The organism is Nonomuraea sp. NPDC050680, assembly GCF_040654555.1.
GTDB lineage: Bacteria > Actinomycetota > Actinomycetes > Streptosporangiales > Streptosporangiaceae > Nonomuraea.
On sequence record NZ_JBFAIF010000001.1, the window covers coordinates 575471 to 589343 of the forward strand.

At 71.0% G+C, this 13873-nt stretch carries 10 protein-coding genes; 4 read left to right on the forward strand and 6 right to left on the reverse strand.

Annotated elements, in window-relative coordinates; all coding sequences use genetic code 11:
* Positions 1–35 precede the first annotated feature (35 nt).
* Together AB0H88_RS02770 and AB0H88_RS02775 are read left to right on the forward strand one after the other, a co-directional pair.
* Positions 36–689 (forward strand): DUF305 domain-containing protein, encoded by a 654-nt coding sequence (locus tag AB0H88_RS02770; protein WP_357640401.1) that lies wholly within the window; start codon positions 36–38, stop codon positions 687–689.
* Between the two features lie 81 nt (positions 690–770).
* A complete protein-coding gene (locus tag AB0H88_RS02775) occupies positions 771–2243 on the forward strand; it encodes an NAD(P)/FAD-dependent oxidoreductase (protein WP_357640403.1) in 1473 nt (490 codons plus the stop codon).
* A 70-nt stretch (positions 2244–2313) separates the two neighbouring features.
* On the opposite strand, the gene AB0H88_RS02780 is transcribed toward AB0H88_RS02775, so the two are convergent.
* From AB0H88_RS02780 to AB0H88_RS02800, 5 genes are all read right to left on the reverse strand, one after another.
* Positions 2314–3360, reverse strand: coding sequence for a low specificity L-threonine aldolase (locus AB0H88_RS02780; protein WP_357640406.1), 1047 nt, complete (start codon positions 3358–3360; stop codon positions 2314–2316).
* A complete protein-coding gene (locus AB0H88_RS02785; protein ID WP_357640408.1) occupies positions 3357–3986 on the reverse strand; it encodes an SDR family NAD(P)-dependent oxidoreductase in 630 nt (209 codons plus the stop codon). The genes AB0H88_RS02780 and AB0H88_RS02785 overlap by 4 nt, the downstream gene beginning before the upstream one ends.
* On the reverse strand, positions 3983–6052 hold the full coding sequence (locus AB0H88_RS02790) for a DUF6421 family protein (RefSeq protein ID WP_357640411.1): 2070 nt from the start codon (positions 6050–6052) through the stop codon (positions 3983–3985). Before AB0H88_RS02790 ends, AB0H88_RS02785 begins: the two co-directional genes overlap by 4 nt.
* Positions 6053–6140: 88 nt before the next feature.
* Entirely contained in the window at positions 6141–7673 is a 1533-nt protein-coding gene (locus AB0H88_RS02795; RefSeq protein WP_357640414.1) for a serine/threonine-protein kinase, read from the reverse strand.
* Positions 7674–7678: 5 nt separating this feature from the next.
* Entirely contained in the window at positions 7679–9199 is a 1521-nt protein-coding gene (locus AB0H88_RS02800; RefSeq protein ID WP_357640417.1) for a hypothetical protein, read from the reverse strand.
* 106 nt (positions 9200–9305) lie between these two features.
* Here AB0H88_RS02800 and AB0H88_RS02805 point away from each other — a divergent pair, with 106 nt between their 5' ends.
* Complete coding sequence (locus AB0H88_RS02805; protein WP_357640421.1) at positions 9306–11321, forward strand: hydantoinase/oxoprolinase family protein; 2016 nt, start codon at positions 9306–9308, stop codon at positions 11319–11321.
* A gap of 27 nt (positions 11322–11348) precedes the next feature.
* Positions 11349–13196 carry a hydantoinase B/oxoprolinase family protein gene (locus tag AB0H88_RS02810; RefSeq protein WP_357640424.1) on the forward strand — a complete coding sequence of 616 codons (1848 nt, stop codon included), beginning with the start codon at positions 11349–11351 and terminating at the stop codon, positions 13194–13196.
* Here the strand turns inward: AB0H88_RS02810 and AB0H88_RS02815 are convergent, their stop codons facing one another.
* Positions 13197–13847 (reverse strand): adenosylcobinamide amidohydrolase, encoded by a 651-nt coding sequence (locus AB0H88_RS02815; protein WP_357640427.1) that lies wholly within the window; start codon positions 13845–13847, stop codon positions 13197–13199.
* Between the last annotated feature and the right edge of the window lie 26 nt (positions 13848–13873).

Below are 13873 nucleotides of genomic sequence, written 5' to 3' on the forward strand. Positions count from 1 at the left end.
CGCCTCGGCGATGAGATGGGTACGCTGGACGAGCCATGGAAAAGCCCGCCAAGAACTCACTGCTCATCGCCTGCGCCGTGCTCGTCCTCGCCGCAGCGGTGATCTTCCTCGTATGGGGTCGGAGCGGCACCCCCGGCGACGCCTCGGCGGAGGCCGGATTCGCTCGCGACATGGCCACGCATCACGCACAGGCCGTCGACATGTCGTTCACGATCAGGGACAAGACGCAGTCCAAGGACATCAGAAACCTGGCCTACGACATCATCACCACCCAGTCCAACCAGCGGGGCATGTTCCAGGGGTGGTTGCAGCAGTGGGAGCTCGACCAGGCCACCGACCGCCGGCCGATGGCCTGGATGGCCGGGCACGGCCACAGCGGGTCGGGCACGGCGGCCGCCCCCGCGGCCGTTCCCGTGGGCGGGTTGATGCCGGGCATGGCCTCGCCGGACCAGCTGACCAAGCTCAAGGAACTGCAGGGCACGGCGGCCGAGGTGCTCTTCCTGCAGCTGATGATCCGCCACCACGAGGGCGGGGTGCAGATGGCCGAGGGTCTGCTGAAGCTGTCCACGCGAGACGAGGTGGTCGGCATGGCGCAGAAGATCGTCACCGGGCAGACCGGCGAGATCAAGCTCATGACCGAGATGCTCAAGCAGCGCGGCGCGCAGCCGTACCCGACGATCCTGAAGTGAGCGCGCGGCATCTCAGGGCAATGAGCTACTGAGGCGGGCTTGAAGTGGGCGCGCGGCGTCACGGATTGAGGCGGGGCTGAGGTGAGTGCTGACGCCGTTGTGGTGGGGTCCGGGCCGAACGGGCTCGTCGCCGCCGTTCTGCTGGCTCAGGCCGGGCGTGAGGTGCTGCTGCTGGAGGCGGCCGACCAGTTCGGCGGGGGGCTGCGGTCGGCTGAGGTGACGCTGCCTGGGCGGGTGCACGATCTGGGTGCGACCGTGATGGCCATGGCGCTGGCCTCTCCTGCTTTCAGGGAGCTCGGCATCAGTGGATCCGGCCCCAAAGAGCGCGGTCTCCATGGGGTCGAGTCTCGTGGGGTCGAGTCTCGTGGGGTCGAGTTCGGTTCGGTCGAGTTCGTGCATCCCGGTGTCGTGGCCGCTCATCCGCTCGATGATCGCCCCGCCGTACTCGTACACCGTGATGCCCGCCGTACCGCGGCCGGGTTGGGGCGGGATGCGGCGGTGTGGGAGCGGACGGTGGGGGCGGCGGCGCGGGCCGGGTTGCCGCTGGTCGATCTGCTGCTCAAGCCGCTCGGGCCGTGGGAGCAGCAGCCTCGGGTGTTCGCGCAGGCGGCCAGGTTCGGGGCGGCGGCGGCGCTGCCGGTCACGACGCTCAGCCGGCGGGCGTTCCGGACCGTCGAGGGGCGGGCGGTGCTCGCGGGCATGGCCGCCCACTCGATGCTCGACCTGCGCTCGCCCATGACGAGCGGATACGGCCTGCTTCTGGCGGCCCTGGCTCACCTGGTGGGGTGGCCGGTGGTGAAGGGTGGGTCGCAGGTCCTGGCCGACGCTCTGGTGGCCAGGCTCAGGGCGCTGGGCGGGGAGGCGGTCACCGGCCATCGGGTACGTCATCTGCGGGAGCTGGACGCCGAGACGGTGGTGCTCGACGTGACCCCCCGGCAGTTCCTGACGATGGCCGAGCTGCCGGCCGGGTATCGCAGGGGGCTGGAGCGTTATCGGTACGGGCCAGGGGTGTTCAAGCTGGACTGGGCGCTCGACGGGCCCGTGCCCTGGCGGGATCCGGCGGTGGCGGCGGCCGGGACGGTACACCTCGGGGGCACGCTGGAGGAGATCGCGCTCAGCGAGGCCGAGATGGCTCACGGGCGGCACTCACCGCGGCCGTACGTGCTGCTCGTGCAGCCTTACGCGGCCGATGACAGCCGGGGCGGGCACACGTTGTGGGCCTACTGTCATGTGCCGAACGGGTCCCGGGTCGACATGACGGACGCCATCGAGGGGCAGATCGAACGGTTCGCGCCGGGGTTCCGCGACCGGGTGCTGGCCAGGCACGCGATGGGGCCCGCCGAGCTGGAGGCGGCCAACCCCAATCTGGTGGGCGGTGACATCGGGGGCGGGCTGGCGGGCCTGGGGCAGTTCGTCAGGCGGCCGGTGTGGTCGGCGGCGCCCTGGCGGACGCCGCTGCCGGGGGTGTTCCTCTGCTCGGCGGCCACACCGCCCGGGGCGGCCGTACACGGCATGGGCGGCTGGCAGGCCGCCCGCCTCGCCCTCAACGCCTGAAAGCCCTGAGAGCCCTGAGAGCGCTGAGAAAGCGCGCGAGAGCTGACAGAGCACGCGAGAGCCCCAAAAGTCAGCTCATTTCCTCCCGGATCGCGGCCGCGAAGGCGTCCACGTCCGCTTCCGTGGTGTCGAAGGCGCACATCCACCGCACCTCCCCCGTCGCCTCGTTCCAGGTGTAGAACCGGAAGCGCTTCTGCAGCCGCTCCGTCACCTCACGCGGCAGCACCGCGAACACCGCGTTCGCCTCCACCGGGCGCGGCACCTCGACGCCGGGGATGTCGCGGACCGCCGCCGCCAGCCGTCGTCCCATGGCGTTGGCCTGGCGGGCGTTGCGCAGCCACAGGTCGCCGGAGAGCAGCGCCTCGAACTGCGCGGACACGAAGCGCATCTTCGACGACAGCTGCATGAACGTCTTGCGGATGTAGTCGACGCCGGTGGCCGCCTCGGGGTTGAGTACCACGACCGCCTCGCCGTACAGCAGGCCGATCTTGGTGCCGCCGAAGGAGAGGACGTCGACGCCCGCGTCGGTGGTCAGCGCCCGCAGCGGGACGTCGAGGGCGGCGGCGGCGTTCGTGAGGCGGGAGCCGTCGAGGTGGACGAGGAGGCCGCGCTCGTGCGCGTGGGCGCAGACGGCCGCGATCTCCTCGGGGGTGTAGAGGGTGCCGAGTTCGGTGGTGTTGGAGATGGACACGACGCGGGGCTGGGCGCGGTGGACGTCGCCGAAGCCCCAGGCCTGGCGGTCGATCAGCTCCGGGGTGAGCTTGCCGTCGGGCGTGGGTACGGTCAGCAGCTTGATGCCGCCCACGACCTCCGGCGCGCCGCCCTCGTCGGTGTGGATGTGGGCGGTCTCGGCGCAGATGACCGCCTCCCATTGGGCGGTCATGGCGCGCAGGGAGACGACGTTCGCGGCGGTGCCGTTGAACACCGGCCAGACCTGGGCCCGTTCGCCGAAGTGCCGCTGGAAGACGCTCAGCAGGGCCTCGGTGTAGACGTCGTCGCCGTAGGCGATCTGGTGGCCGCCGTTGGCGTCGGCGATGGCGCGCAGGATCTCCGGGTGCACCCCCGCGTAGTTGTCGCTGGCGAAGCTCTTGAGCTGCGGGTCGTGCCGGGCAATCACTGAGTGAGGTCCAATCTGGTGCCGTTGAGCTGCGCGGCGGGCCGGTCATAGAGGTCGCCGATCGCCTCTGCCAGCGTATTGACGTCGGTGAAGCCGGTGAAACGGGCGTCCGGCCTGGCGGCGCGCATGGCGTCGTTCACCAGCGCCTTGACGACCAGGATGACCGCCGCGCTGCCGGTGTCCTTCAGGGCGTCGGCCAGGGCCAGGGTCCACGCCTCCGCGGCCGCCTTGGCGGCGGCGTAGGGGGCGCCGCCCGCCGTGGGGTGCTCGGCCGCCTTGGCGGAGACGATCACGAAACGGCCGTTCTGGCTCTTGCGCAGCAGCGGCTCGAAGGCCAGCGAGACGTGCTGGAGCGTGCGGATCAGCAGGTCGTGCAGGGCGTCCCAGTCGTCGAGGCTGGTCTCGGCGAACGACTTCGCGCCGCGCCAGCCGCCGACCAGGTGTACCACCCCGTCGACGTGACCGTGCTCGGCGGAGATCCGGTCCGCGAGCGCTTGTACGGCCGCGCGGTCGAGAAGGTCGACGTCGTCCCTGCCGACCCCGAGCACAGTGTGCCCATTTTTCCGGAAATATCCGGCGACGGCCTGGCCCGTGGGACCGCCGGCACCCGTAACCAGAATGATCATGCCCGGATCCCCCTAGTCGATTCGACCACTTCGGCCAGCTTACGGCGCAGCGCCTCATAGAACATGCTCAGCGGGAACTCGTCCGGCAGCACCGCGTCCACCTTGGCCTTCTGCTCCTCCGGCAGCGCCTGGATCCCCTTGGCCCAGGTCGATCCGGGGCTCGGCTCGACGTACCCGCTCACCAGCTCGTACGCGGCCAGCCAGTGCGCCAGCTTCGACCGGTCGATGCTGTCCCGGTACAGCTTCTCGACCTCGCCCCGCAGATCGGCCACACCGCCCGCCACGCGCTCCCAGTCGACCGTGAGCCGGTTGTCGGTCCACCGCACCACGTCGTTGCGGTGCAGGTACGCGAAGAGCAGTTGCCCGCCGAGCCCGTCGTAGTTGCGCACCCGCTCACCGGTGATCGGGAAGCGGAACAGCCGGTCGAACAGGATGGCGTGCTGGACGTAGCGCGCGTGCGGCACGCCCTTCTCCTCCAGCCGTACGGCTTCGCCGAAGGCCGTCAGGTCGCAGCGCAGCTCTTCGAGCGAGTAGAGCCAGTACGGCATGCGCTGCTTGATCATGAACGGGTCGAACGGCAGGTCGCCATGGCTGTGGGTACGGTCGTGGATCAGGTCCCACATGACAAAGGTGTCCTGGGCCAGCCGCTGCGACTCCAGCAGCCTGGCCGCGTCCGGCGGCAGGTCGAGCTTGAGCGTCGCCGTGGCGGCCGTGGCGACCCGCCGGAACCTGGCGGCCTCACGGTCGGCGAAGATGCCGCCCCAGGTGAACCGCTCGGGCGCCTGGCGTACGGCCACCGTCTCCGGGAAGAGCACGGCCGAGTGCGTGTCATAGCCGGAGGTGAAGTCCTCGAAGGCGATCGGCACGAACATCGGGTTGTCGTAGCCGGACGACTCCAGCTCGGCCAGCCAGTCCGGCCAGATCGTACGGAGCCAGACGGCCTCCAGGGTGCGGTTCGGATTGCCGTTCTGGGTGTACATGGGGAACACGACGAGGTGCTCCAGGCCGTCCACGCGCTGGGTGTCGGGGTGGAACAGCTCCAGGGAGTCGAGGAAGTCCGGTACGCCCAGATCCTGCGCGCTCCACTTGGCCAGGTCGGCGCGAACGGCGGCCAGGTAGGCGGCGTCCTGCGGGAAATATGGCGATATTTCGGCCAGCTGGCTGTCGATCGTGGCCACCAGCGCCTTCGCGCGCGGCTTGTCGGCGGGCACCGAGCCGTCCTTGACCTGGAGCGGCCGGAGCTCCTCGACCGTCGCCTTGAGGGCGGCGAACAGGCCCGCCTTCCGGTCGTCCCAGGAGTCGGTGGCACCGTCGTCCGGCACGCGGGCCGCCCAGGTGACCACGTTCCCCCACAGGGCGCGGTGGTCGTAGTCCTCGATCGAGTCGTCGCCGAACAGGTCCGAGTCGGCGAACACCACGACCCGGCCCCGCCCGTGCCGCACCGCCACCGCCAGTGGCGCCCCCGCCGGATCCGCACTCCCCGAACTGGCGAACAACACGGTCGCGTCCACCGACGAATCCGCGAGAGTCAGCGCGCCGGAGCGGTAGAAGCAGGCGGCCTTGACCCCGGCCAGCAGCCCGTCACTCGTGGCCCGCTCGCCGAGCACCCAGGTCGCCACCCCACGGTGAGCATGCCCGGGATCCCGCACCGTGGCGTGCGTCACGCCCACCCCGAACCGGCCCAGCAACTCCGCCAGGTTGTTGCCGTACTTGTCCTGCTCCTCCTCCGCCAGCACCACCAGCCCGCCGCCACCGGCGACGAACGCCGCCACCGCGTCGAGCTCGGCGGCGGAGAACACCGGACTGCCCTGGCCCGTGGTGCGCTCCCACCGCTCCCCCGACGGATGCGCGATGACCAGGACGTCCTGGTCCTGGAGCGTTCCCGCGTCCAGCGGTCCGGTCAGACGGGCCGTCACCGTGTGCCCCAGGCGCCGCAGCAGCTCGGCCGCGCGGGCATAGCTGTTGTCGTCGGGGTGGGCCGGGTTGATGGCCTCGGCGACGTCACGCCGGATGGTCCACGACTCGCTGTGGGCCTCGTCGAACAGCACCCTGGGGAACGCCTGCATGAAATATCTCCCGCGATAGGTATCTTCTACAGGAAAATATACATATAGGGATGCCCAAAACCGACAAACATGTCCGCATGGTGAGATGTCAGGAGAGGTGGACGCTCTGCCTGACGCGGCCCTCGGTGCTGTCGTCGCAGCGGTTCTTGGCGCAGAAGTACAGCACCAGCAGCGGCTTGGGCCGGCGGTCGATGACGTAGCTGACGAAGCCGAGCCGGTTGCCGCTGTTACGGTCGCGCAGGGAGCCGTCGTACCGGGTGGCGTCGCTGTCGCCCGCGCGGTCGGGTACGGGCTGGTCCACCACGATCTCGCCGGGCAGCAGCCCTTCGAGCATGGCCTTCATCTGGGCGGCGGTCGCGCTCGCGCTGAGCGCGTCGGAGACCTGAACGTACACGCCCACGGCGTTGTCGGCGTCACCGGTGATGACCTCGTTCACCGTGGTCCAGTCCGCGGCCGCGCCGGAGACGAACATCGACTCGAACTCGGCGGCGTGCGGCGAGGCCACCACGAACAAATCCCCGTGCGTCCTGACGGTCCAGTCGGCCGGGTACTCGAAGGTGAGCGGCGCGGCGGTGGTGCTCTGGTAGCGGGCCCAGGAGTCGCCCTTCTGGGTCATGACGAGCAGCACGACCAGGGACAGCGCCGCGATGGCCGCGATCACCGTGGCCACCACGAGCGGCAGCCGGCTCGGGCCGGCGGTGCCACCGACGGTGCCGCCGGAGGTGGCGGAGGCCGCCTTCCGGCGCTGGCGTACGGTCGACTGCTGGGTGGGCGGCGGCCCGGCGGGCTGGCCGCTGATCGCGTCGCGCAGCGCGGTGACGAACGCGGTGCACGACGGGTAGCGCTGCTCGGGCGACTTGGCCAGCGCCCGCATCATCACACCGTCGACCTCGATCGGCAGCTCCGGCCTGACCTGCGACAGCGGCGTGGGCTGCTCGGCCAGGTGCGCCCAGAGCAGCGCGATGTCGTTGTCGCGCGGGAACGGCAGCCGCCCCGACAGCGCCTCGTAGGCGACGCAGGCCAGCGCGTACTGGTCGCACCGCCCGTCGATGTGCTCCTTGTTGATCTGCTCGGGCGCCATGTAGCGGGGCGTGCCGATGAACTGGTCGGTCTGGGTCAGCCCGGAGATGGACGTGCGGTGCTTGGTGATGCCGAAGTCGGTCAGGTAGACGTGGTCCCCGGCCAGCAGGATGTTGGCCGGTTTCACGTCGCGGTGGATCAGGTCGTGCGCGTGCGCGGCGTCGAGCGCGGCGGCCACCTGGGCGATGATCTGGTTCGCCTGCGCGAGCGGCAGCGCCCCCCGGTCGTAGATGAGGCGGCGCAGGTCGAGCCCGTCGACGTAGCGCATGGCGATGTAGAGCACGCCGTCGGCGTCGGCGTTCGCCTCGTAGATCGGGATGATGTTGGGGTGCTCGATGCTGGCGACCGTCCGGGACTCCAGGATGAAGCGCTGCCTGAACCGGTCGTCGACGCTGAGCACCGGGTTCAGGATCTTCAACGCCACCCGCCGGCTCAGCCTCGGATCGAGCGCCAGGTAGACGACGGCCATGCCGCCCTTGCCCACGATGTCCTCGATGTAGTAACCGGCCACCTCCTGGCCCACGAGTGATCTGTCGTTCACGGGCGTCACGTCTCGATGGGGTGGCCGCAGTAGCCGCAGAAGCGGTGCGCGGCCCCCAGCCGCATTCCGCACGCGGTGCAGTATTTGACCGACGGCTGGTCCTGCGCGGTGAGCACCTGCTTCTGCTGCGGGATCACCTGGAAGGGCTGCGACCGGCGGACCACGACGGTCTGGTTCGCGCTCTCGTCGAGCGGCGGCGGTGAGGTCGGCGCCGACGACATCGCCGAGGCCGCGGCCGCCGCCGCTGCCGCCGCGACCAGCGGTGGTGGCTGGTCCGGTTGGTCGTCGGGAGTACGGCGGCGCCGCCACAGCAGGAACACCCCGGCGCCCGCAGCCGCGAACAGCACCCCGGCGGCGACGATGAACGGCCAAAGCGGCATGCTCCTGGGCGCCGGCGCCACGACCTGCCTGCTGCCCGCGTCCTCCGGGCCGCCCCGCTTCTGCAGGGAGGTCTGCAGCAGCGTGGCCGCCACCACGTTGCCCGGATAGAGCTCCAGCACACGCTGGAAGCCCGGCGCGGCCTCGGTGTAGTACTTGGTGTGGTAGCGGGTCAGCGCCGCCTCGAAGGCGGCGTCGATGGCGCCGCGGCGCGGCGCGACCCCGGCCTTGGCCAGCGCGGCGAGGATCTCCCTGATGCCGATCATCCTGGCTTCCTTGCCGCCGCCGATCAGCATGCCGATGACGTGGCCGTCCTTGTCGCCGATGACCGGCGCGCCGAGCAGGCCGCGATCGACCAGGGCGCCGAGCTTCACGGGCTCGTCGACCTTCTTCTCCGGGTCGGCGAAGCTCCGGCCGGCGTCCTGTCCGCCGCCGCCCTTGCCCAGGTGCGCGATCTCCACCGTCTCCTTGACGTTCGCGCCGGGCCGGTCGGTGAACCCGGCCACGTTGGTGGGCGAGCCCTGCTGGTCGGGCACCTTGTCGGCGAGGGGCGCGGTGGGCATGCCGACGCTGCCGACGGCCCGGCCCGTGGGGATCAGGACGGCGGGGCTGTCGGGCTGCGAGCCGGTCCTGACGATGTCGGCCTTGATGCCCTTGGGGTCGGCCGGGGAGACGTTCGGAAATATCGTGACGTTGGTGGTGACGTTGATGATGCAGGTCGACACGTTGGTCTTGGGCGGGTAGCACTCTTTCAAGTGGTGCTCAAGCAGGTCGTCCTTGACCTTGTGCCGCTCGAAGTCGACCGGGATCTTCACCTTGTGGTGCTCGGCGAAGATCTTGTTGGCCGCGTAGACCGCCACGTCCTTGTCGGTCTTGACCACACGGGTGAGGGTGACGACGGCGCCCTCGGGGTTGACCACGATGCCCGTTCCCACGCCTAAGGGGATGTCGTAGGACCGTTCCACATGCATCAGCTCGCCTATGTGATCGAGCAGAGTGATCTCGACATGAGAGGAGGCTTCCACGCGAACCACGGCCGGGGTGACCAGGTCGGTGATCCCGCTGGGGTGCTCGTGCGCCGCCGCGGGCAGGGCGAGCAGGACGAGTGTCGCCACGACACCCCCGGCAAGAGCTGTGAGACGTGCCATCTCCGCTCCAATTTCGCAGTTATCGAAATAAGGGTCTCAATCACCTGCCGGAAGTCAATAGACGAGCTCATAGACAAGCGCTTGCTTGGCCGTCTACGGTACCGGAATGGGCTACGCGATCGGCATCGACGTAGGCGGCACCTTCACCGACGTGGTCCTGCGCGGTCATGTGGGCGAGGTAACGGTAGCCAAGTGTTTGAGCACCCCCTACGACCCCATCGCCGGAATTGCGGACGGTGTTACACGCGTGCTCGCCGGCGTGGACCCCGCGTCGGTCACCCGGGTCGTGCACGCCACCACGCTGGCCACCAACGCCGTGCTCGAACGCAAGGGCGTGCGGGTGGCCTACGTCACCACCCGGGGTTTCCGCTCGGTCGTCCCCCTGGGCCGCTACGCCCGGGTCGAGGAGGACCGCTACGACCTGCGCTTCACCCCGCCGCCCCCGCCGGTGGCCGCGGGCGACTGCTTCGAGGTGGTGGAGCGGGTGTCGGCGCGCGGGGCGGTACTGACGCCCCTCGATCTGGAGTCCGTACGACGGGTGGCGGCGGAGATCGCGCGGCGGGGCATCACGTCGGCGGCGGTGTGCCTGATGCACTCCTACGCCAACCCCGGCCATGAGCGGCAGGTGGCCGCGATCCTTCGCGAATCGGTGGAGAACGTGGTCGTCTCGTCCGAGGTGTGGCCGGAGATCCGCGAGTACGAGCGGGCCACGACGACCATCATGTCCGCCTATATCGGACCGATCATGGCCTCGTACCTCTCCAGGCTGCGCGACCAGCTGGCCTCGCTGGGCGTGCGGGCGCCCGTCCACGTGATGGAGTCGAGCGGCGGCGTGATCTCCGCCGAGCTGGCCGCCAGGCGGGCGGTCGCCATGATCGAGTCCGGCCCGGCGGCCGGGGTGCTCGCGGCGGCGGGCAGCGGGTTCGCGAACGTCATCTCCTTCGACATGGGCGGGACGACGGCCAAGACCTGTGTGGTGCGTGACGGGCGGCCGGAGATCACGCACGAGTTCCACGTCGGCGGCAAGGGCAGCTTCGGCGGGCGGCGGGCCGGGACCGGCGTGCCGATCAAGACCCCGGCCATCGACCTGGCGGAGGTGGGCGCGGGCGGCGGCAGCATCGCCTGGCTCGACGCCGCCGGAGCGCTGCGCGTCGGCCCGCACTCGGCCGGCTCCGATCCGGGACCCGCCTGCTACGGGCTGGGCGGCTCCGAGCCGACGGTCACGGACGCGAACCTGGTGCTCGGCTACCTGGCGTCGGCGTCCATCCCGTTGTCGGCGCCGCTCGCCGACAAGGCGCTGGAGCGGCTGGCCGGGCCGCTCGGGGTGTCCAGAGCGGCGGCGGCGCACGCCGTGCACGAGATCGTCAGCGCCTCGATGGCCTCGGCCGTGCACGTGGTGACCGTGCAGCGGGGGATCGATCCGCGTGGGTACGCGCTGGTGGCCTTCGGCGGGGCGGGGCCGATGCACGCGGCGCGGGTGGCGGAGCGGTTCGGGATCGCGACCGTGGTGGTGCCCGCCCACTGCGGCGTCGCGTCGGCGGCCGGGCTGCTGGTGGGCGACCTGTCGACGGATCGCGTGCTGTCGCGGCTGGACGCCGGGGATCCCTCGGAGGTGTTCGACTCGCTGGCCGCGGCGGCGGCGCAGGATCTGGGGGTGTCGCCGGCCGATCCGGGGGTGCGGGTCTCGCGGTCGGTGGACGTGCGGTTCCGGGGGCAGTCGCATGATCTGACCGTGCCGTGGAGCTCGTCGGGTACGGAGCTGCCGCGAAAAGAGTTGGAGGCGCGGTTCTTCGACCGGTATGAGCGGGTTTACGGGATCTCGCAGCGGGGCGAGGTGGAGATCGTCAGCTACCGAGTCCGCGTCACCCTGCCCGCCGCCCCGGTCCCGGCGATCGCCGGCGTTCCCGCGGCTTCCTCGGGGCCTGTTGGAGTACGGTCCGCGTACTTCGCCGAGGTGGGCGGGTATGCCGAGGTGCCGGTGCACACCCGCGACACGCTGGCGGTCCTGCCCGGTCCGGGGATCATCGAGGACGCCGAGTCCACGATCGTGGTGCCGCCCGGGTGGGTCGCCACGCTGGGGCCGGCACGGGCCGTACACCTGAAAAGGGAGCCGCATGAGTGAAGAAGCCGCATGAGTGAAAGGAGCCGCATGAGTGACGTGCTGACCGCCGAGGTGCTGCGGAACGCGCTGGTGGTCGCCGCCGAGGAGGCCAGCATCGTCGTCGTGCGGTCGGCGTACTCGACGTTCATCGTCGAGGGGTCCGACGCCTCCGCCGCCGTCCTGGACGCGCGCGGGCGGCTGATCGCGCACTCCATGGCCACCACGCTCATGAACAGCATGGCGCTCAAGGTCGCCCTGCCGGAGCTCGTCAGGGACGTGCCGCTGGAGATGATGCGTCCCGGTGACGTGTACGTGCTCAACGACGCCTACCGGGGCGGCGTGCACACCAACGACCTGCTCGTCTACCGGCCCGTCTTCGTCGGGGACCGGCCCGCCTACTTCGCCGCGACCATGATCCACGTGTCGGACCTGGGCGGGCTGTCCGCCGGGGGCATGGCACCGCTGGCCACCGACATCTTCCTCGAAGGGCTCCAGCTGCCTCCCGTACGGCTGGCCACCTCCGCCGGTCTGGAACCGGCCGTGGAGGCCATCCTGCGGGCCAACAGCCGTACGCCGGACAAGGTCATGGGCGATGTGCGGGCGCTCGTCGCGGGCACCGCCGTGGCGGCCGCCCGGGTGGGCGCGCTGGTGGCGGAGTACGGCGCGGCGGGGCTGGCGAGCGGGATCGACGACTACCTCGACTACACGGAGGCCAGGACGCGGACCGCGCTGGCCGACCTCCCCGAGGGCCGCTTCGAGGCGTCGTACCCGATCGACGACGACGGAATAAGTCCCGAAAAATCACATGACGTCCGGGTGGCCATCACCCTGGAACGCCACCACCCACAGCCCTCCGACGGCGGGGACGTCGATCCTCAGGCACCGGACGGCGAGCCTGTCGAACCTCAGGCACCGGACGGCGAGCCTGTCGAACCTCAGGCACCGGACGGCGAGCCTGTCGAACCTCAGGCGCCGGACGGCGAGTCTCAGGTGCGGGTCCTGGCGGACGTCGAGCCGCCGCAGATGCGGGCCGTGGTGGACTTCGCCGGGACCGGGGCGCAGGTGCCGGCGGCGATCAACGCGTCCGCGTCCCAGTCGCTGGCCGCCGCCGTGTTCGCGGTGCGCTGCTTCCTCGATCCGACGATCCCCATGAACGACGGCTGCCTGCGCGCGATCGAGGTACGGCTGCCGGAGGGCTCGCTGCTCAACGCCCGCTCCCCCTACCCGTGCGGCGGCCGGTACGTGCCGATCTACGCGGCCATGGAGGCCATCTTCCAGGCGCTGTCGGACGCCGTCCCGGAGAGGGCCATCGCGCCCAGCGGCATCCTCCAGCCGTTCTCGATCGCGGCCGTCGGGGCGCCGTACTGGATCCACCTGTCGTACGACTTCGGCGGCGTCGGCGCGCGGCGGGGGCTCGACGGGCCGGACGCGACAGGCGTGCACTTCGGCATCGGCCGGAACTCGGTGCCGCAGGCCGAGCCGGTGGAGAGCCGCTGCCCGCTGGTCGTGGAGTCGATCGAGACCATCCCCGACTCCGGCGGCCCCGGACGGAATCGGGGCGGGCTGGGCTCGCGGACCGTGTACCGGTTCCTGGCGGACTGCCACGTCACCACGCGCGGCGACCGGCTGCGCCTGGCCCCGCCGGGCCGCGACGGCGGGCTGCCGGGACGGGTCGGCGGCTTCTTCAAGCGCCACCTGGACGGGACGGTCGAACGGCTGGCGTCGAAGGTGAACAACGTGCGGTTCGCCGCGGGTGAGGCGTTCGTGGTGGAGACGACGGGCGGGGGCGGAATGGGCTCCCCGTACGAGCGGGACCGCGAAGCCGTGCTCGCCGACCTCGACGCGGGCCACGTCACGGAACGTGGCGCCCAGGAGGACTACGGCCTCACCCGGTAGTTAGCTCCGGGGGCGCCAGGAGGCCGCGCCCTGGTGGACGGCGGAGTGGACGGCGCGGGCCAGGCGGGCGCCCCAGGTCGAGCGCGGGCCGCCGAAGAGCTCCTGCGGCCCGTCAGCGCGTACGGCCAGGCACAGGGCGTCCGAGGCGGTGCCGGTGCAGGGGAAGCCCGCTTCGATCAGCGCCTGCGACTTGGCCTCCGTCATCGTCATCACGGCGTTGACCAGGGCGGCGTCGGTCATCGCGACCGGCAGCACGGCCATCAGGTTGATCGTCCCCACGGGCGGAGCGGGGGTGCTGAGCATCGGGGCCAGTTCGGGGTCGATGGCGCCTTCGGGGGCGGCGGCCCAGGTGGGGACGCGTAACCCGACCGTCGCCACGGCCTGCGCACCGCCGTCCACCGCCCGCGCGTAGCGCTCCACCGAGGCGGCGGTCATCATCCCCACCCCGCTGCCGTCAGGCCCGAGGTCGAGCAGGTGCTCGACCGGGTCCATCCGCGAGTAGCCCGCCACGACCTGCGCGTTCAGCACCCACGTACGCTCCCCGATCCCCCCGCCCAGGAGCGCCGACGAGATCATCCGCCACCCCGGCCCGAACTCCCACAGCAGCGACCCGAGCCGCGCCCCGTCCTCGACCCGATACGTCAGCTCCACCAGGCCCCCTTCAGGACGACGCCCTC

What these genes read in the sequence shown, in the direction of transcription:
- AB0H88_RS02770 (WP_357640401.1), top strand. Translation starts at nt 36, where the DNA reads ATGGAAAAGCCCGCCAAGAACTCACTGCTCATCGCCTGCGCCGTGCTC.
- AB0H88_RS02785 (WP_357640408.1), bottom strand. Translation starts at nt 3,986, where the DNA reads ATGATCATTCTGGTTACGGGTGCCGGCGGTCCCACGGGCCAGGCCGTC.
- AB0H88_RS02790 (WP_357640411.1), bottom strand. Translation starts at nt 6,052, where the DNA reads ATGCAGGCGTTCCCCAGGGTGCTGTTCGACGAGGCCCACAGCGAGTCG.
- AB0H88_RS02800 (WP_357640417.1), bottom strand. Translation starts at nt 9,199, where the DNA reads ATGGCACGTCTCACAGCTCTTGCCGGGGGTGTCGTGGCGACACTCGTC.
- AB0H88_RS02805 (WP_357640421.1), top strand. Translation starts at nt 9,306, where the DNA reads ATGGGCTACGCGATCGGCATCGACGTAGGCGGCACCTTCACCGACGTG.
- AB0H88_RS02810 (WP_357640424.1), top strand. Translation starts at nt 11,349, where the DNA reads ATGAGTGACGTGCTGACCGCCGAGGTGCTGCGGAACGCGCTGGTGGTC.